Source organism: Clostridiales bacterium FE2011 (genome assembly GCA_017569305.1).
GTDB lineage: Bacteria > Bacillota > Clostridia > Christensenellales > Aristaeellaceae > Aristaeella.
Genome location: CP069418.1, coordinates 632,139 through 650,890, shown reverse-complemented (window position 1 = coordinate 650,890; position 18,752 = coordinate 632,139). Strand labels below are relative to the sequence as shown.

Sequence of the window (18,752 nt, the reverse complement as noted above, 5' to 3'; positions counted from 1 at the left end):
TGTTTTTCCGCCTTATCATCTTCCCGGCAGGCTGGAATCACGTCAGTTTATTGCATTTCCCGGACAATCATACATTCCATCTGCAGATCATAAGGCTCTGCCTCAGCAAGGGAAGGAATAGGGTCAGAACTGAGGCGGAACCCCATGGCGGTGTAGAAGTTTATTGTTTCTTCAGAAGAGCAGCAGGATGCATACAAAGCATGAGCTCCCATCTTCAGGGCTTCCTGTCTGGCGGCTTCAAACAAGGCTCTGCCGATTCCACGATGGCGGTAATCCCTGGAAACATGGAAGCTGTCAATAATAAGCCGGCCTTTGTTCAGCCTGGGAATCAGCATGATTTCGCCAATTACGTGATTTCCTTCATAAGCGCAATATGTCACGTACCGCCCGCTGAGAATCTCTTCAGCTTTTTCGATAAGACGCGCGGCATCCCAATCCTCAGTGAAGGGATTGTAAACCAGTGTCAGCTTCCCGTTCTGCAGGCGATACACATTTTTTACTTCCTGATACCGCCGAAAGTCTTTCAGCGAGTCCCGGGTGAAGTTATTACTGTCAATAAGCTTTATTTCCAAATCATTATGCCTCTCATAGTTAAGAAAATCAAAAGTTAATGTTCCATTACACGCCAGAAATGGTCATACTCTCCCATTCTTCCCTCAATATAGAATAACACAACGTATCGCTCTGATCTCTTGCGTGCTTTCGAAGCCTGCCCTCTAATGTGAAGGCACATTTCTCCAATACCCGGGTACTTTCAGCATTATGGGAACGGACCCAGGCCGCAATCACCGCCAGGCCCAGTTCAGAAAATCCATAATCGACCATGCGCTTTACTGCTTCTGTGGCAAATCCTCTGTTACGATAATCTGCCGCGATTGCGTATTCCAACTCCACATAGCCCTCGTACCGGTTCATGTCTCCCAGACTGATGAAACCGATCAATTCAGTGCTTTCGCGGTGAATAATCGCCTTGAATTGATCGCCCTTAGCCCAGAATTGTATAGCTTCCTCGGCATCCTGAATGGATTCGAGAAATGCCACACCGCTTTTGCGAAGTGTTTCATCCCGGCATAATTGATATAGCGCCGGGGCATCACTTTCCTGCCAGTTTCGTAATATCAGATGCTTAGTTTCAATCATCATACTCTTTTAAGTTGTTCCTCCAACATATGATCCGACAAACAGGAATTTATCGACGTATCAAAACGCCTTTCATATACTGCGTTTCATTATGCGTTTTATATACTTCCATCTTTTCCTCTTCTGTACAGCCAATCAGTATCTTGATCTCAGAGTCCCGCTTCATCAAATCGACAATGCACATGACGGCATCGACTGTTTTCTTGCCGCTGCCGACCCATACGTCAATTCCTGCTCCGTCCATAGAGGAAGTGTTTTTCAGATAACCATAGTCAACCCGATATATGAAATCCGGGAATCTTGGATGGGCAGATCCTTTTGGTCTGTCGATGACAATTTCGGAAGTGTTCACCAGCTCATCCAGTGCATTCCAGAAATCCTCATTATAATCATTCATTTTATTTTCCTCCGCCAGATTCAGATTTGCCACAGACGATAATATCGAAAGGTAATGTATACGCTGAAAACGATCATACCAAAGCATGTGTTTCCAGTCAAACTGAAGCAGGCGAGGGAAGTTTTTTCCATGGAAATACAAGGCCGAATATGTCAAAGCCAGAATGGATTTTCCCTGCCTCCTTTGCTTCTGCTATACACTGAAAGGGATAGATCAATTGTGAAATGTTAAATTTTGCAACAAATACTATACAAATTTGCAACATAATGTTATAATCAGAACGGCAAATAACGGGATTGTTCTATAAAACACACGGCGTTTTCACAAGCTGGAAGCCACATATATATGCTTGAGACATTATCCGGATAAATCAATGGGGGTGCAGCAGCTGACAGGCTGACGGGAGGAAGACAGTATGACCAATAGTTTTATGTTCAGAAACAAGATGCTTCGTTTCCTTTTGATCCTTTCTTTATGTATATCCATGACTGTGCCGGCCCTGGCTTATGAAGGGACAACCCTCTATAATGGATGCAGCGGGGAAGAAGTCCGGGTAATGCAGCAGGCGCTGATTGATCTGGGCTATCTCGAAGGAAAGGCTGACGGCAAATATGGCGATAAAACCGAAGAAGCTGTTCGAGCATTCCAACGCAAAAATGGTTTGACACCCGATGGCCTGGCTGGAAAAGACACCCGTTCACTGCTGGAATCGGCACGGAACGGCAGCAGTAAAGCTGCAACAGGGAATGCTGCCAAACCTTCGGCATACAACGAGGGGACCCTCTATAACGGATGCAGCGGAGAAGAGGTTCGTGCAATGCAGCAGGAGCTGATTGATCTAGGCTATCTCGAAGGAAAGGCTGACGGTAAATTTGGCAATAAAACCGAAAAAGCTGTTAAGGACTTCCAGCGCAAAAACGGCCTGACCGAAGACGGCCTGGCCGGAAAGAAAACCCGGTCGGTACTGGATTTGGTGTATAAAAGAAAAAATTCCCCTAAGGAAATGACGGCTGCCCAGATCCAGGTATACGATGAGAGGGAGGGAATCGACTGGACTCCCAAGGAGAATAAAGCCCGGCAGATTCTGAATGCGGAAGGTCACAGCACTGACGGACTGAACTATATTGAACATTCCTTTGCTCCGAAGGGAGGCAGTGCGCTCCCGTTCGATTATTACTCGCTGAGTTTCTACAAATCCAAGGAAACCAGTGTATACGACTGTACGTATGCCGTTCATCTGGATCCTAATGGAAAGCTTGTCCTGATGGACACCGAGGATTTCGGCGGAAAGAAGCTGACGCATATAGACGATCCTGTTGCCGGGGATGTGAACAATGATCTCATGAACAAGGCGAAAGAAGAAATCAAGCGTTTCCTGAAACGGTACGGCTATTCATCTTTGGTTAAGAAGGTCAGCAAGCTGAAAGTGAGCCAGATCTCCGTTTCGAACGATAACGAGGATATTTATTACACATTCAGTGAGGCATTCATGATCCGCGTCCGGGTTGCACCAACCCTCCGGATCGATTACTTCTGTTATAATGGACAATAGCCTGGAATACTTTCGGGCCCGCTGCGCACAGCAGCGGGCCCGGTTTTATTGGCGGGAAGAAGAAAAATAACGTCCCCTGTCTCCTATAAATTAAACTCAAATATGACACCGTCTTCCTGCTTGTTTTCGTGCCCGGTGTCGGTTTTTGTTACCACGCCGCCCATTCGCTGATAGAACTGCATGGCATTCTCATTGTGAGGACTACAGTCGCAGGCAAAACGGTTGATCCCTTTTTCCTGACAGTAATCCTTCAAAATGGCGAAGGCCTGTTTTCCAATCCCTTTGTGTTGATACTCTCGCAGCACATACAGGGAACGCAGCCATATCCCGGAGCCAGCATGCTGAAAAATGAAATATCCGATATCAGCGTCACCGTATTTAATCAGATATACCGTGAAGGATGGATTTGAAATCTTTTTCAGATCGCGCTGTTGATGCCAGTCATAGTCGAAATCATCAATGACCGCATCCGGATAAATGCCCCGATACGTCGTATCCCAAATCCTCTGCCGAAGCGTACTGATGGCTGCCGCATCACTGGCTTTTGCCGGGATAAATTCTACGTTCATCATATCTTCTGTTTGAACCGTTCAATAGGAAAACGGTTCTTTTGCAGTAATCTTTTAAGTTATCTCTCCAACATATATTCGTGCAAGCAGGAATTTGCAGGGTTCCTGGCAATGGTTTATGGACGGTATGTTCTGATGATTTCAAGAATATCTGTTTCATAAACGTTTCCGTTCAGGACATCACCGTTTGCGTCGAAGGATATTGTTTTGATATTCTTCGGATCTTCCTCATAGGGAGAAACAGGCGCGGCGTTATCATCAAAGTATTCCCGAAGATATTTGAGCGCGTTCCCTGACGGAAAGATCACATTCCCCTGATTCAGCGGGATATGCAGAGGGTTGAATGCCTGGATGATTTCTTTTGTTTTTTCATTGTAGGGATTTTGATCTCCGGGGCTTACCAACCACGCGGGCTGGAGCTTGATCGGAATACCGGAATCAACGGCGCATTCGGCAAAAAACATAACCGTATCGAGAGGAATGGTTTCCTGATGAAACGCGTCAACGGACAACAGCAGAGCATTGACTCCGCTGTCAGCTAAACTCAACGCAACAGTTTTGATCTTGTCTTTATTCTTTGAGAAAAAACCGTTTGTGATAACCTGCCTTTTAGCGACTCCCAGACTTGCTGCGGTTTTGTGGATTGCGCAGACTGTATCGGGATAAAGCAACGGTTCTCCGCCAAACGTCATCACCGTCGAAATCTCGTAAGACGAACAGATCTTTCGTACGGCTTCTGCAGCGACCGTTTTGTCGATATGTTCCGTAAAGCCGTCATGATTGCCTTCCGAGCAGTGCCTGCATTTTCCTGTGCACGCCATTGTCACAACAAATTCGATTTTTTCCAGGTTCTTTATATATGGATTCATTATGCGTTTTACTCCCCAAATATCGATTTGGCTATTTTAATCCATAAAACAGGAATTCAGCGATTCAATTCATACCATACATCTATCTCGGCTTTATCAGGTGTTTCAAACATTGAAAGCAGCTTATTCAGCAAACCTTCATCCATATAAAAGTCTGAACCGCCATTTCCTTCTTCGATTCTTTTATTGCGCTCTTCTATATTTCGATTCCAGGTATCATCATCGATATCAATATAATGCCATTCATAGCTTATATCATATGATTTTAAGTATGCTGAAATATCAGCCCTGTTTTCTTTTGTCCAGAATCCCCAATCCAATATTACATTAGCACCTGCTTTACAAATTTCCACAGCTTTCTTTTTCAGATAATTATTCACACGCTGAGCAAATATATTACTATATCATTTTGCTGTTTACCTGTTGTGTACGGTAGAAAGCTCAGGACTACTGTACACAACTGGTGGCAACTTGTATCACAAAATATTGTCATGTTATACACCATAAATCCTCGCAGTTTTTAAGATTGCTGCAACTGTTCCATTTACACAGATGGTATTATCCATACACATAGAAACTGCCTTCTCTAGAGGAACAAAGCTGAATTTTATATCCTCACCCAGATCTAACTGCTGCTCAGATACTCGCTTTATATTTTTTGCCAAATAGATATTTACCTGATTAACATCTTTAGTAGGGTAATCATAGTTGGTAAACAACAATTCCCATTCATCTGCAGAATATCCTGTTTCTTCCAGTAATTCTCTCTTAGCTACTGCTAATGGATCTTTCTCTCCTAAATCAAACGTACCACCAGGTAATTCAATAAGGTGCTTGTCTATTGGATATCTATACTCATCTTTGATAATTATTCTTTTTTCCTCATCTATTGCCACTATCAACGATACATTTTTTCTTTCTATTACAAAAAAATCATCGATAATATCTCCGGTAGGAAGCTTTACTTTATCTTGTCTGACTTTTAAGAATTCATTATCAACTAAATATTGGCTTTCCAGATTTTCCCATTCCATATCCGTTTCTTTCCTCACGTCAAAATTGAATTATTTAACCGTTTATACCTTGCAAGCCCGCATAATCCTCTCTGAGCAAGCCATAAATATTATAATCGCAATAAACAGAAACCATTTTTCCTTGGCGAACGGTCCCCTCTTTTATAAAATTCTCCTTGCTCATTATTAATCAAATCATAAGTAACCTCATCTGTAGATAGAATGACCGCATTGTATTTCTCTTTAAGTGATTTTGCATAGTATGATTTACCACTGCATATTTTTCCGCATATCAAATATACTTTTCCCATATAGTCTCTCCATAATCAATAAAGTCAAAATGGTTCCTCAGAAATCTCATCAAAAGGAGACAGAGAACCGTTCCCTGTGTCCTGCGTCATTTCCTGTTTTGTTCCAGTATTTCCAAACCCTGTTCCAGGTTTTCTCCAAGGACCTCCTGAATCTTTTGGAAATCGTTTTGCTGGTGCAGCCTGTCAAGAACCGCAGCCAGTTCTGTTTTGCCATGCTTCCGGATAAACAAAGCCATGGCTTTTATGGCGTTTATATCTTTCTCCGCATAGAATCCCTTCCGGCAGCCGGACAGTTCCTCACATCCCCAGCATCCGTCCAGGCCTTTCTCCCTGCAGCAGGCAGTGTTTGGGCATACGCCGTCAGGAGAACAGGTCGCGTAGGAGCAGGTATTATATGCCGTCCTGCATCCTCCGCACCAGTCCTTCAGAAAACAGTGATTGCAGGACAGGCCGCAGTACGCAATGGGATCCACACCCTTTCTGGCCTTCTGGCACAGCTTGTTTTTGATGCGGCACATTGCCTCAATATGCATGATCCAGTGTCGGCTGAAGGGCATCTGAATCAACCCGCGAATATCTTTGCCGCACCAGTAATCGATCAGCCAGAAGGCATCCTCGTCATTGCTGACACAACGGCTGCCGATCAGCCTTTCCCGATCCGCATCGGAGAACTTCCGCTTCAGATCCTTGTATTCCAGTTTTCCCAGCAATCCATTTGTCGATTCCATAACAGCCCTGCAGTATTCAAATACCGCTTTCACATCAAGCTGCTCTGAAAAGTGCGCAATTTCCGCGCCTTTCAGTTCATTGCCGGTAGTAATGAGCGGACTCTTTGTTTTTTTCAGCCAGCCGTCTGTAAACAGGACCTGGTCATCCTGAGCGATCAATGTATGGGCGACAATATCCTCGATCCGGAAGATGTGCCACATGGAATAAGCCAGAGTCTTGCTGTGATATCCTTCAGCCCCGGCAAACGGCATCTGGTAAAACGCTTCCGCCGGAAATGTCTTCACAATGGATGAGATCTGCCCGAACAGTTCATCTCTTAATTCAAACAGGACGTCCAGTCCTTCCCGGAAACTTGCTTCTTTTCCGATCAAAGACTGCATTCTTTTGTTCTTTTCAGCCCAGTCCTTATTCATCTGATACCTCTCCGTTTCATAATGATTCTGTTATACGGCAGATACTCAAACTGATAGAGATCCAGTATTCCAGGTAAATCGTTCTTCATGGTCAGGACTATCAAAGACTACAGCGCAATGATAAGGCTGGGATAATCATAGAAATATCACTATTATTTCTGTAGTTTCTCTTTGATGATCTCTTTTGCTTCCTCATACACAGCGCATTTCTCGTATCCTTTGGTAAGCGTTGTTTTTATATGGAATGAGTGGCTTTCGAGACGATAAGGATAACCGCCTCCACCAAGAAGCCGTCCGATCTGTTTTTCCCCCAGATAAATCTCACATGGGGTAATGGCCGCAAAACCATATTCACACTCAAATCCGATGAAGTCCCTGCATTTGGGACAAAAGTACATGAAATTGGCGCTGATCGGGATTACATACTCTGATTTGCAGCTGTTACAAACAATCTTTTTTGTGTATGTCATAACTTCTGTATCATTCTTTCTGCCTGTGATCAGACTAAGGATGCTTTTCATTATTGATTCTCCAATAGAGTTAACATGATCAATAATCTTCCGAGATTTCCCTCCAATAGATGTCCAGACAAGCAGGCATTTGCCCAAAACTCTTCAGAATATGGACAGCAACTCTGACAAGCTGTTCACTTCATATCCGGGGGTCTCACTATCTCCCTGAATATTCCAGTACCTTCCGACTCCTTGCCTGATCCAGACCGTTTTCATTCCCATCTGCTTTGCCGGGACAATATCATTGTCAATACGGTCTCCGATCATGACGGCCTGTTCCGGCGTGCAGCCGGCCCTGATCAAGGCGATGTTGAAGATCCGGGGATCCGGTTTTGCGACACCTTCCTCAGCCGATGAGACAATCACATCAAAATACCGGCGAATCCCCATTTCTTCCAGCCTTTTTTCCGCTCCGGGGATCTGATTTGCGATGATTCCTAGCTTATACTTTTTCTTTAGAATACGGAGGCACTCCATGGTGTCAGGATACAATTCCTCATACAGGGGAGACCATTCGGGATAATCTACGCCGAGAAGACGGATCACCTCCCTGTGGCCTCTTTTGTTCTGCTTGTAAAACCCGATCGCCCGTGTTTTGACTTCTTCTACAGACACACCACCTGCTACAGCTATTTTTTGAAAGATGTCATCATATACTTTGGTTTCGTCTACCAAAGTGGAGCCAATATCAAAAAACAGCCATTTGACGCCGTCCATGTACTCCTCCACCGATCTTGTTTTTTCTGCCTGCAGCTGTGTGAACATGACCGCTTCTCCGGCAAATGGGATTTGTCATTTCAGATAATTCTTTATATCCACAACGAACTGATTTCCACAGCGGGTAAGTTCTCCAAGAACACGATCTATTCCTTCCTCGGTGGTATACCAATTGTCCTTAGTAATATTATAGCAGTGAACCGGCCGCACGATAAAGGATACGTCAGGGAAAGCCATTTGATAGAGCATTAAGCAACGTCGTGCGTGAAATGCCTTGCAAACAATCATGGCGGTTTTGACTTCCAGGCCTTTCTCATCAATGACTACCCGGGAGAGGAAGGCATTATCGCGTGTGTGTCCGGATTTGTTCTCACCGATGACAGCAGAAGCCGGCACTCCATTTTCGAGTAAAACATCTGTGAAGAACTCGCAATCAGAATGATAGTCGCCGTCGTAGATCTCTGCTTTTGAACGAACGCCGGGCCATTTGTCCCGTTTAACACTGACTCCACCGGAAGGGATTATCCATTTAGCATAGCCTTCCCGATAAAGCAACGCAGCATATTCCGGCTGCTCAGGGTGTGAGCCTCCGGGAAGAAAGATGGCGTCAACTTTTTGTAATTCATCATCAACAAATATGTAGTTGGAAATATCCGATATGATTCGACTCTGCATATTATTCCTTTCGACAAATCCTGATTTGCTTCAACTGATAAAACGATAGTGAGTTTGCCTTTACACGTATGAAGCAATCATAACAAAGCATATGCTTCCAGTCAAACAGAAGCGGGGAGACTATGCGGGCGGAGTTATGAATCCTGTATGGTTTCCACCAGCAGATTAAGCAGCTGACCTATCAAAGGATTGGATTGTGACTGCTTGCGGCAAACAAACAGGATCTCTGTTTCCAGAGTGCTTTCAGCAACTGTCCGGTACCATATATCCCGGATAACCTGGACCATGGAATGGGGAAGAAGCGCAAGACCGATTCCGGACTGCGCCATAGACAACGCTGTTCTGGCATCGTCACAAACGGCCTGGATGGAAGGCAATATGCCCTGATTGTTGAAAGTGTTGTGAAGAAAGGCTTCATACCGCCGGTAGATGATCAGGGGATAATCCGCTAATTCCCTGAGTGTGATCCTCTTCTTAATACAAAAACTGTCGATGTTGCCGACCGCAATAAAGGATTCCTTACGGAGCGGGTGAACTACCAATCCGTCCAGCCGGAGCGGACTTCGCAGAATCGCACAGTCCAGCATTCCTTTCTCCAGTCTTTCCCGCAGCCTGAATGAAGTGGCGTCCGATATTTCAAAAACCAGGTTTTCATCCGCCTGATGAAGCCTTGTCAGAACGGGATTCAGGAGAATGGATGTCGAAGGCGTCACGCCGATGCGCAGCGTTTTTTTCGTCCCTTCTTTTGAAACTTCCCTGGAGACAGCCCGTTCCAGTGACAGTAAGGTTTGGGCCCGCTCATATAACAGCTGTCCGGCGGACGTCAGTTCGATATTCTTCTTTCCCCGAAGAAAAAGTGTTACACCGAGCTCCTGTTCCAGCATTTTCATATGGTAACTCAAAGGCGGCTGGGACAGATTCATTCGCCTTGCCGCTTCGCTGATACTTCCCGCATCAACCACTTCCCGGAACATACGCAGCTGCCGGATCTCCATTTTATTGTACCTCCTGAATTCATCCATATAAATATACTATGGATAAGAACCAAAAACAATATTTTACAGATATATCACTCTTCGTTATAATGCTATCGAAGAGCGCGATAGGGAAGCGTGATCCGCCGGCCCTGCGGTCAACACCCCCAATATCGCCGCTTTTCAATAGAGATTCGCATAGATGAGGAGGAAATAAATATGAAAAAGAATCTTGAAATTGCTGTTATAAATTTCTTCGGTATCGCTGCTCTGATTGGTCTGCTCGATCTGCTTGCTGCCCGCTTCAGCTTTGCTGCTTTTACGCAGATCTTCAACAGGCCCGGCCATATCGCCACTGTCTGCGTATTGGGACTAATCCTGGCTGTCGGTGCCTTCTTCCGGACAAGCCGCAACGATCAGAATGCCTGACGGTATTTATCATCATTCATCAGAAAAAGACCGGGATGTTTCCCGGCTTTTTTTCATTTCAATCAATTGCAGATGCCCTAGGGCTTCATGCACCTGGCGTTATAAAAAGAGACAGGGAAGTGATCCCTGCCTCCAGTCAGAATTTCCGTAATTATTTGCCGAAGTGCCTGTATGCCAGAACCCCGATGGGGAGAAAATAAGCGCACCAGCATACCAGGGCAATCACTCCGCCATTGCTGGTTTCTCCGTTTGCCATGCCGGTGATCACACCTGTCATCGGCATGAGAAAGCAGCCGATAAAGAAGATCCCATGGATCATCATCAGGTATTTGAGCCATTTTTCTTCCTTGCTGCCTGCCTGGAATGACAATCCGATAAAGAAAGTGGAGAGGGCCATCATGCCATACCCCAGAAGATCATAATTGAAAAGCAGACCGCCCCGCCTGAAGTCCAGGATGCGCAGCGCGTCCTCGCTTAACCCGCCAAGATGCACGCTGGTCGTCTGGGCAAAATATACCAGGAAGATCAGCACGGCATAGACGGCAGAAAACACCATACCGATCATGGAGACGGCTTTCCGGTCATCGGTGCTTTCATGATGAAAACCTGCAGCCATCATGATATAGCCTATCGGCAAAAACATGCAGACAAGGTATGAGCCAAAGGTAAAGTTTATGATCAGGCACACAGCAAAAAGGAAAACGGTAACGGCAACAATGGCCGCCCCGATCTTCGGTACTGTTTTGTTCAGATTCATCTGCAGTTGCCTCCTTTGTCAGAAAAATCAAAGTCGATGTGCTGCCGCAACCATCATTTCGCAGCATTTATTGAAGATCTTTATAATATTCATACAGCATCTCCTGCGTGACAGGGACTTCATATCCTTCGAGTTCTTTATATACCAATGCCGTCAGGTTGATAAGCCTTTTCCATAATTCCGACGGGCTTTCCCTGGTGACATAAGTACTCCGGATCGCTGCTTTTTCAGTTTCCGGCAATCTGTCGATTTCGCGGTTCCGTCCGCTCTCCAACCTGTAACGGTCGCCCAGCAGATCAATATACAGCGCCCTGGCTGCATCCATTTCCCCAATAGCCCGGAAACAGTTCCCGCGGCGAATCGCAACAGCGGCATGCATCAGGAAAAACCAGACGACATTACGTGCTTGTTCCATATCCTTCTTCTGCTTATCACCGTAAATCCTGTCATCCATCCACTCCAGCGACTGCACCATTTTTTCCTCCACAGTGCCGGAATGGTCAAACAGGACCTTGAAGGCCGGTTTCCATGCCGCTGCGTGTTCATACGTGCCGTATCCGATGTCAATTTCCAGAAGATCGGATAAGAGGTAATTCTGGAGATGCCTGGATTCATCCTGCTTGAAAAATGCCAGTTCATATTTCGTGGAGATCTCACGGCGCATATATTCCATGACTTCAGACATGGATTCGCCAGAATCCAGCGCAATCACAAAATCCAGGTCCGAACGTTCGTCATGAAACCCGTTTGCACCGGATCCTACCTGGACCAACGAGACTATTTTGTCGCACTGACTGGCAACTGAAAGGATATAATCAAAGGCGTTCTGTCTGTCCTGCACGCTGAAAACCATACCCATTGCTTCGATTCCTTTCATAAATACTCGATTTATCAACAATCGATTCACTTTAAAGGTTTGTCCTGTCACAATAAGTTCTGCATAAGTGTTATTGTTTTATCATTCTGACTTCCACAATTGGGGAACCAGTCCTGATTTGCTTACAGCTAATCAATTCCCAAACTTAAACAGTCAGTTCAATCAGATTGTCCTCGACAGCCACAATACAGGACTCATAATAGCCATCGCCTGTTGTCCTGGGCCCACTGACAACCTCATAGCCATCGGCTTTCATCTGAGCAGTCAGTTCATTAACCTTTTCTTTACTTCCCACAGAAAAAGCAATATGGGAATATCCCGACCGGTCCGGTTCCTTTTTGGGATCCGCCATGCCGGGCTTATTCATGATTTCAAGCCTGGAACCATCATCGAAAGAGATAAAATATGAGCGGAATCCGGTTTTTTCATTATGGTATCCGTTATTGGAAGTTCCGCTGAAATACTTCAGAAAGAAATCCCGGGCCTTTTCCAGGTCGGCAACAAATATTGCTGCATGATCAATTCTCATCTGAGTCTCCTTCCACAGACTGTCTTTTATTCGTTATTTCCTGATACAAGATCCGTCAAAGAAGCTTAAATGCCATCTCAAACATTTCTTTTGAATCAATTGCGTTTCTGATGTAAGTGGGATTATCCGGTTCGTACCGGACGTATTTTTCCACTTCTTCAATCAGCGCAAGATAGCAAACCGCAAGAGCGTACCTGATTTCTGTTTCCTCCGTCAGAAGGATTTTATCCTGAGCCATCTCGTTATAAATATCCAGTTCTTTCTGCTTGGCCGAAAGGGGCGCTTTGGGCCCGGGACCAAGTGCTACAAAATCAGCAACCGGATCACCCCAGAATCCACGCTCCGGATCGATCCAGCATATTTTACCTGTTTCCTCATTGCAGAGAATATTGCTGTCCCACAGATCAAAGTTTACCATCCTGCAAGGTGCTGCGCGGAGCAGCTTTTCATGTTTATCGATGAATCTTATAAACTGCTCTCCGGTGGGTGTGTCATGACCAAGACTTTTGCAGTCAGCGACCAGCATGAGTGCCATGTTTTTCAGGGCTTCATACCATGAAGGCATAAGTCCTGTCTGGATATAGCCGTATCCGTCATTTTCAATCCTGTGTATTTTAGTAAGCATGCTGATTTTCTGCTTTTGAACCGCTTCATATTCCTGATCGGAGAAGCCCATCTCCCACGACGGCTTTCCAGGCATCATCTCCATGATAAAACAGTTGCTTTTTATGATTCTTTTTGAAAAATCAGACGCATAGATTTCAGGGCAGAGAATGTCTGTCTTCTCGTGCATCTGAGAATACCAGAAGACTTCTGACTCCATCATGTTTTTTTCATAACTGAGAACTTTTGCGCCCGCAGGGGGAGCGATCTTTAACACGCAAGTAAGACCGTTATCGCAGGTCACCTTGTATGCTGCATTGAATTCTCCATTTCCCAGGACGGCTATATCAAGCACATTTCCCAGGTTATGAAAAGAAAACAGTTTTTTGATCTCGGTTTCCGAAGCTTCATACTTTGTCTTGCTGATGATCATCATGTCACTTCCTCACATACTAAACCTATTGTTACAAGAGATCCCGTAATTCCGGATCGGCGTTCTGCAGGATCTTTTTCACGGCGTCCATGGCTGTTACCCCGAAAAAATCATGGGCATTGGTCCTTTCCGAATCGCGCACGTATTTAACCATGTTCGCTGCATAGTTCGGCGCGGCGTCAAAGGCACGGGCAAGGGACGTTGCTTTTTTGATGGACTCCACCGCTTCCTTCCGCTTCCCGGAGTTATACTGAAAGATTGCCAGAAAGGAATAGAAAACAACGATCATCTTATCAAGGAATCCAGGTTCCTTTGTTTTTTTCAGACCTTCCAAAGCAGGGATGATCCAGTGCATCATTTCCATGCCAGATTCATTGTCACACTTCGCGTTAAAGAGCATTGCATAGCCGACCACGACCTGGATAAGCGAGCTGATTGTCCGCAGAAACCCATCTTCCAGATAATCATTTGCTTCCTCCCGATCTCCTCCATGGGAAAGCAACTCGATTCCGATCAAATCATTAAAGATGGCACCGGCGTTGTTGGCCTTCAGCAGTTCCAGCGCTTTGTCCGTCTCGCCCAGCATCTCATGCATCTCAGCCATCATGCCGCCGATCGTGGATTCGTTCACCCTGGGATCCGTGCACTGAGACACCAGCAGCTTCGATTTCTGCAGCAGTTCAATAGCCCGCCGAAGCCAGGGCTCCTTTTTTGTCTCGGCACCGAAGGTGTAGTAAACGTGCGCGGCTGTAAAGACAACCTCAAAGGAATGCGGGTATTTCCGGGCCGCCTTTTCCGCCTCTGAAAGCATTTCATAATCCCGGTTGTTGCTTGCCTCCCGCAGTCGGTGCACGGTGGCACTAAGCCGGTTGTCCTTCATCTGATATCCAAGCAGCATATCCACGGAAACGTCAAAGAAATCCGCCATTTCCATGATGAGCTTCAGTTCCGGCAGGGACGATTTCGATTCCCATTTATATACCGCCCCCGCTGACACTCCCAGCATCTCTGCCAGCTGCTCCTGGGTCAGCCCGCGCTGCTTCCGATATGCCCGGATGTTTTCCGCAATTCTGGTTTCCATCTTCCGGCTCCCTTCAAGTATTATCTAAATATTATACAGTGATACCGCGGCGCTTTAAAGATACGGGCATTATAATTTTATGACTAGTTACTCTACCGCTGGTATGAGTTGCGGGTGAAAAGCCAGCCGGAAAATGAAAAAAACCGGCATTTCTGCCGGGTGCAAGATCTGAAAAGGGAAGGGAAGCAGCCTGTATTGATTCATTTCAGGCCCCATAAACCAAATGGATCACGAAGCAGTTCATCCCTGTAAATTGAAACAACATCCAGGATATCAAAGAACATGACTTTGCATGGGCCGATATAAGTCTCTTTAATGAGCCCCCGATCATAAGCCATTTGCTGTATTGTATACCAGGCTTTCACCGGCGGATGCCCGGCTTCCGTCATCCATTTGTCCGACGGATATTGGGACAGGATTTCTTCAGTAGGAGCAAACATATCGTTAATCTCTTTGGGAGTGTCGTCCTCCATGTAGTGCATGGCCGTGAGCTTATAGATGTCCACACCAAAGAGCAGCGCTTTTCCGCAATTATGGATGGGGTAGTTCAGACCGCTCCGAACTGCTTCCTCACCATGTTTTCCCCAACCGGCAGTACTGATCGTATCCCTGCCTGCATATGTGTCAGGCAGCTGGCGAAATGTGTCTGCTATGATACCCATTGCTGTTCTGGGAGCATCCGGATCAAGCAGTTTGATTTTGACTGTCATGCCCATTTTACGGTCTTCTTCTGTCAACTCATATTCCGGACTCAGCCGGAGCGCCGGCATAAAGATACTTCCTTCGGGCGTTACGATCTCTTTCAGCGTATCGATCAGGGTCATTGCTCCGCCTTCCAGATGGCCGAAGCTGCTGAGTGAACTGTGAACTTCCAGCACCATGCCGGCGTTCACTCCCAGATTGATCAGCGCATCCTTCAATTGCTGCCTGCTCACACAATTGGTTTTATCCATGAGCCTTCCTCCTGAACCCAATTATCTCTTCATTTCATTATTCCGGATCAATTGAATCACATCCAGATACGGCCTGATACCTTTTACAGAGTACCCCATTTTTGCCAGATACTGACTTTGGATTTTGCTATTATCATGCAATAAAAAGTATGTTCTTGCAACGTCATACAATGCCGGGCCCCTGCATACATTCATCATGTCAATAAGCACTACATTTTCATGCTCATCGACCATCACATTGTTAAGATGATAATCTCCATGAATAAAGGCATTACCATCATCCAAAGCATTGATTTCAGCAATGGTTTCCGCATCTGTCGCAAACACTTTCAGGAAGTCTTTATAAGAGATGGATTCATCTGCACGGTGTTGCAATAACTGTTTATGAAATCCGACAAATCTATCCATCCACATATTACATACAGGTTCGCTTTGCCCGGCCATTTTCTGAGAAAGCATTTCTCCGGGAATCCGGTCATAAACAATCCCTTGCCGATCGCCTTCCATAACAAGCTTATGAGCCCTGGACGTTCTTATCCCTAATGTCCATGCCATCGCCGCATTGCGGAACTCATGTTCAATATATTCCGCCGGATAGTGGGAATAAAACAATTTGCATACCAGATTATTCCCGTATTCGTATATTTCCGCAGTGTTTCCTTTTGCTATCAGTTTCATGCCTCAGATCACCGCCAAACGCCAATTGCCGATTGTTACAATATACCTTCAGACGCCAAGACCCGCGAGGAGAAAACAGATTGATGAAACCGCGGACATAGGAGTCATGATGTACTTTTCCTTTTTGCTGGTCGAAAAGAAATTCATCACCGTATTACCAAGAAAGAAAACAGTGAAAACAAAGCAAATGATCTTTGTCACATTTTCACTGATAAAGCAGGGCAGGGTTCCCGACGCAGCGAGCAGGATATAAAGCGCAAATATCTGCACCGCGAGCTGACTTGCGGCAACGGGCCTGAGCTTCCGGGGCCAGACTTTATATCTCCCGCCCATAGTCAGTTCTCCAAGGGGAAGTCCGCATAAAAGAAGAATGCTGAGTATGATCACTGCTGCAAGCTGCAGTGCGCCAATGTAAATATGCATGATTTATTTATCCTCTCAATTTTGTATTGATTCATTTCAGGTCATACGCAAACCAAATGCATTACGAAACAGTGCATCCCCGCAGGGTTTATCCTTTGGCGTGTATAAAAAGCTGTTCTCCTGCCTCGGATACTTTTCCAATCATTTTCGTACCCGTTATCCCGAATTTGTTGGTCATAACAGCCACGCAGTAATCTTCTGTAAGAGAGAATTTCAGGAACGTAATAAAACCGGCATTCACTCCCATGTGATGAGCAGAGTCTGTGTTGCATTCCACGCATAGTCCATAATTATTCATGACCGGGGTCATCATGCGGACTGCGGTTTCTTTGGAGAGGAAAGTTCCTTCCCTGAAACTTCTGGAGAGGGCAATGCCGATTTTAACCAACTCGTTCGGCGTGGCCCACAAGCCTGCTGCGGCATGTTCCGGATAATAGTGATAGCCATGTGAGTGGTCTTCCCATATTCCCAACTGACCGCCGAATGCAGCGTTTTCAATCATGCCTTCGTCAAGCGGCTGGAAATAGCCGCTTCGCGTCAAACCCAGCGGCGCGGCGACTTCCTGCGCAAAAGCATCCTGAAGCGTCGTCCCTGTGATTCTCGTAAAAGCAAGTTCCGCAAGGGTAATCCCGCCGCCGGAATAAGAGTACTGTTCTCCATAGGGCATTGTTCTGCAGACCTTGGGCGTGTTTCCGCTGCCGTTCAACACATCTTCCAAGGAGAGAAGTCTGTGCCTGGCACGATATCCGGGAAAACCGTGAACGTTGAAGCCGGCCGTATGAGAGAGCAGAGCGCTAAAGGTAAGCGGAAAATCAACGAAGTCCGAAATCACACCCGAAATATCCGCGTCAAGATCGATGATCCCTTTGTCAACATATCGCAGGAGCGTTGCGGCAAACACGGGTTTGCTGACAGAACCTGCCTGAAACAGCATGTCAGAATTTACGGGAAAATTCTTTCCAAAGCGGCCGGTGCCCAGACAGAAGGTTTCAATGGAATCGCCGTTTGCGACCGCAATGCTGGCACCATACCTTTTTATTTTTCGGATTCCCAATATGCTGCCTATATCAACGCCGTGAAAAAGCTTTTGATCCACTTCGATTTCTCCTTAAAGCCAGGTCAGTTCCGACTGCCTGACGTCGAACGTCCATAATACGGAGAATCACCGTAATACCGGTTCCTCAGGGTACAGCCTGACCAGTATCTGCGGAAATAGTAATAATCGTCGGCGTACCGGTTGAGGTGATAATCGTAGACGGTCCGTTTTTCAAAGAGCCGGAAGCCGCTTTTTTCAGCAGTTCTGCGGGAAGCCGGATTGTCCACATCCATAACCACAGTCAGATAATCAACCCCGTGTGTCCGGCAGAATTCTTCAGCGAATGCCTCCGCTGCTTCAGACGCATATCCTTTCCCGGTATACGTGCCGATCATCATCCAGCCCAGATCGTATTCATGGAGCATATTCTGCTTACAGAAAGTAAGGGCACCCATAACGTCGCCGGTTTCCCTGCTTTCAATGGCATAACAGCGCCATGTATCAGTATCGCCGGTAGCCTCAATCTTTTGAAAGGCGCGGATGTATCTCGGCATATCCGCACATTCCGCACCTACGTCCAGAAAATCCGGGCAGAATTCCATTACCTGGGGATCGGTTTTGATCCTGTACAGAGCGTCTGCGTCTTCCTCCCAGAACGGACGGATGATCAGCCTTTCTGTCTCAATCAGCATCCTTTTTTCCTTTCCATTTTCGTCTCACTGTAATGTGCCGATGCACGATAGAAAACGCTTCAATTATATAAGAGAGCAGACTTTAATTGAAGACACCAATGGTATTAATAGTATATGAATTAACAATACCGATAGTACGAAAAACGGAGCTATACAGAAGAGGTAAGAGAACCACACAAATCAAAGGGAGGCAGAGGATGATCCATCTGACGCATCACGTGAAATGTGGACAGTGATTGATACAAATGGTATAATATTCAAAAGAAAAACTGTCAAAATTCATAATCTTTTTCAGATTCATTATTGATCTGTGAAAACGCAAACATTTGTCGTTGTTTTATCCAAATATACGGAGCAGTAAAACCCCAAAAGGAGATTGATGACTGGTAA

General features: G+C 45.8%; 25 protein-coding genes. 2 read left to right on the top strand and 23 right to left on the bottom strand.

Features of this window, described 5'->3' with window-relative positions; all coding sequences use genetic code 11:
* Positions 1 to 47 precede the first annotated feature (47 nt).
* The 3 genes from JRC49_03130 to JRC49_03120 form a co-directional block, all read right to left on the bottom strand.
* Complete coding sequence (locus JRC49_03130) at positions 48 to 491, bottom strand: GNAT family N-acetyltransferase (GenBank protein ID QTE71839.1); 444 nt, start codon at positions 489 to 491, stop codon at positions 48 to 50.
* 127 nt (positions 492 to 618) lie between these two features.
* The gene (locus JRC49_03125; protein ID QTE72779.1) at positions 619 to 1,137 is read right to left on the bottom strand and encodes a GNAT family N-acetyltransferase; all 519 of its coding nucleotides are present in this window, start codon (positions 1,135 to 1,137) and stop codon (positions 619 to 621) included.
* A 52-nt stretch (positions 1,138 to 1,189) separates the two neighbouring features.
* Positions 1,190 to 1,537, bottom strand: a complete 348-nt coding sequence (locus JRC49_03120) for an inorganic pyrophosphatase (GenBank protein ID QTE71838.1) — start codon at positions 1,535 to 1,537, stop codon at positions 1,190 to 1,192.
* Between the two features lie 430 nt (positions 1,538 to 1,967).
* On the opposite strand from JRC49_03120, the gene JRC49_03115 reads away from it, so the two are divergent.
* Positions 1,968 to 3,089, top strand: coding sequence for a peptidoglycan-binding protein (locus JRC49_03115; protein ID QTE71837.1), 1,122 nt, complete (start codon positions 1,968 to 1,970; stop codon positions 3,087 to 3,089).
* A gap of 83 nt (positions 3,090 to 3,172) precedes the next feature.
* Here the strand turns inward: JRC49_03115 and JRC49_03110 are convergent, their stop codons facing one another.
* From JRC49_03110 to JRC49_03065, 10 genes are all read right to left on the bottom strand, one after another.
* On the bottom strand, positions 3,173 to 3,661 hold the full coding sequence (locus JRC49_03110; GenBank protein QTE71836.1) for a GNAT family N-acetyltransferase: 489 nt from the start codon (positions 3,659 to 3,661) through the stop codon (positions 3,173 to 3,175).
* 113 nt (positions 3,662 to 3,774) lie between these two features.
* Entirely contained in the window at positions 3,775 to 4,479 is a 705-nt protein-coding gene (locus JRC49_03105; protein QTE71835.1) for a radical SAM protein, read from the bottom strand.
* Positions 4,480 to 4,583: 104 nt separating this feature from the next.
* Complete coding sequence (locus JRC49_03100) at positions 4,584 to 4,907, bottom strand: AAA family ATPase (protein QTE71834.1); 324 nt, start codon at positions 4,905 to 4,907, stop codon at positions 4,584 to 4,586.
* A 114-nt stretch (positions 4,908 to 5,021) separates the two neighbouring features.
* Positions 5,022 to 5,561 (bottom strand): NUDIX hydrolase, encoded by a 540-nt coding sequence (locus JRC49_03095; protein QTE71833.1) that lies wholly within the window; start codon positions 5,559 to 5,561, stop codon positions 5,022 to 5,024.
* 89 nt (positions 5,562 to 5,650) lie between these two features.
* Positions 5,651 to 5,851, bottom strand: a complete 201-nt coding sequence (locus JRC49_03090) for a hypothetical protein (GenBank protein QTE71832.1) — start codon at positions 5,849 to 5,851, stop codon at positions 5,651 to 5,653.
* Between the two features lie 86 nt (positions 5,852 to 5,937).
* On the bottom strand, positions 5,938 to 6,993 hold the full coding sequence (locus JRC49_03085; GenBank protein QTE71831.1) for a DUF3795 domain-containing protein: 1,056 nt from the start codon (positions 6,991 to 6,993) through the stop codon (positions 5,938 to 5,940).
* Positions 6,994 to 7,145: 152 nt separating this feature from the next.
* Complete coding sequence (locus JRC49_03080; GenBank protein ID QTE71830.1) at positions 7,146 to 7,463, bottom strand: hypothetical protein; 318 nt, start codon at positions 7,461 to 7,463, stop codon at positions 7,146 to 7,148.
* Between the two features lie 144 nt (positions 7,464 to 7,607).
* Positions 7,608 to 8,222, bottom strand: coding sequence for an HAD family hydrolase (locus JRC49_03075; GenBank protein ID QTE72778.1), 615 nt, complete (start codon positions 8,220 to 8,222; stop codon positions 7,608 to 7,610).
* A 75-nt stretch (positions 8,223 to 8,297) separates the two neighbouring features.
* The gene (locus JRC49_03070) at positions 8,298 to 8,897 is read right to left on the bottom strand and encodes a YdcF family protein (GenBank protein ID QTE71829.1); all 600 of its coding nucleotides are present in this window, start codon (positions 8,895 to 8,897) and stop codon (positions 8,298 to 8,300) included.
* A gap of 134 nt (positions 8,898 to 9,031) precedes the next feature.
* A complete protein-coding gene (locus tag JRC49_03065) occupies positions 9,032 to 9,892 on the bottom strand; it encodes a LysR family transcriptional regulator (protein ID QTE71828.1) in 861 nt (286 codons plus the stop codon).
* A gap of 198 nt (positions 9,893 to 10,090) precedes the next feature.
* Here JRC49_03065 and JRC49_03060 point away from each other — a divergent pair, with 198 nt between their 5' ends.
* Positions 10,091 to 10,300: a hypothetical protein gene (locus JRC49_03060; protein QTE71827.1), complete on the top strand. Its 210-nt coding sequence runs from the start codon at positions 10,091 to 10,093 to the stop codon at positions 10,298 to 10,300.
* A gap of 151 nt (positions 10,301 to 10,451) precedes the next feature.
* Here the strand turns inward: JRC49_03060 and JRC49_03055 are convergent, their stop codons facing one another.
* From JRC49_03055 to JRC49_03010, 10 genes are all read right to left on the bottom strand, one after another.
* On the bottom strand, positions 10,452 to 11,057 hold the full coding sequence (locus tag JRC49_03055) for a hypothetical protein (GenBank protein QTE71826.1): 606 nt from the start codon (positions 11,055 to 11,057) through the stop codon (positions 10,452 to 10,454).
* 67 nt (positions 11,058 to 11,124) lie between these two features.
* A complete protein-coding gene (locus JRC49_03050; GenBank protein ID QTE71825.1) occupies positions 11,125 to 11,934 on the bottom strand; it encodes a nucleotidyltransferase domain-containing protein in 810 nt (269 codons plus the stop codon).
* Positions 11,935 to 12,079: 145 nt separating this feature from the next.
* Positions 12,080 to 12,463, bottom strand: a complete 384-nt coding sequence (locus JRC49_03045; GenBank protein ID QTE71824.1) for a VOC family protein — start codon at positions 12,461 to 12,463, stop codon at positions 12,080 to 12,082.
* 55 nt (positions 12,464 to 12,518) lie between these two features.
* Positions 12,519 to 13,502, bottom strand: coding sequence for an aminoglycoside phosphotransferase family protein (locus JRC49_03040; GenBank protein ID QTE71823.1), 984 nt, complete (start codon positions 13,500 to 13,502; stop codon positions 12,519 to 12,521).
* A gap of 28 nt (positions 13,503 to 13,530) precedes the next feature.
* On the bottom strand, positions 13,531 to 14,580 hold the full coding sequence (locus JRC49_03035; GenBank protein ID QTE71822.1) for a helix-turn-helix transcriptional regulator: 1,050 nt from the start codon (positions 14,578 to 14,580) through the stop codon (positions 13,531 to 13,533).
* 200 nt (positions 14,581 to 14,780) lie between these two features.
* Positions 14,781 to 15,533 carry an AAC(3) family N-acetyltransferase gene (locus JRC49_03030; protein QTE71821.1) on the bottom strand — a complete coding sequence of 251 codons (753 nt, stop codon included), beginning with the start codon at positions 15,531 to 15,533 and terminating at the stop codon, positions 14,781 to 14,783.
* Between the two features lie 21 nt (positions 15,534 to 15,554).
* Positions 15,555 to 16,211 carry a phosphotransferase gene (locus JRC49_03025; protein ID QTE71820.1) on the bottom strand — a complete coding sequence of 219 codons (657 nt, stop codon included), beginning with the start codon at positions 16,209 to 16,211 and terminating at the stop codon, positions 15,555 to 15,557.
* A gap of 48 nt (positions 16,212 to 16,259) precedes the next feature.
* Complete coding sequence (locus tag JRC49_03020) at positions 16,260 to 16,634, bottom strand: hypothetical protein (protein ID QTE71819.1); 375 nt, start codon at positions 16,632 to 16,634, stop codon at positions 16,260 to 16,262.
* A gap of 88 nt (positions 16,635 to 16,722) precedes the next feature.
* Positions 16,723 to 17,730 (bottom strand): beta-lactamase family protein, encoded by a 1,008-nt coding sequence (locus JRC49_03015; protein ID QTE71818.1) that lies wholly within the window; start codon positions 17,728 to 17,730, stop codon positions 16,723 to 16,725.
* Between the two features lie 23 nt (positions 17,731 to 17,753).
* Positions 17,754 to 18,362 carry a GNAT family N-acetyltransferase gene (locus tag JRC49_03010; protein QTE71817.1) on the bottom strand — a complete coding sequence of 203 codons (609 nt, stop codon included), beginning with the start codon at positions 18,360 to 18,362 and terminating at the stop codon, positions 17,754 to 17,756.
* Positions 18,363 to 18,752: the final 390 nt, after the last annotated feature.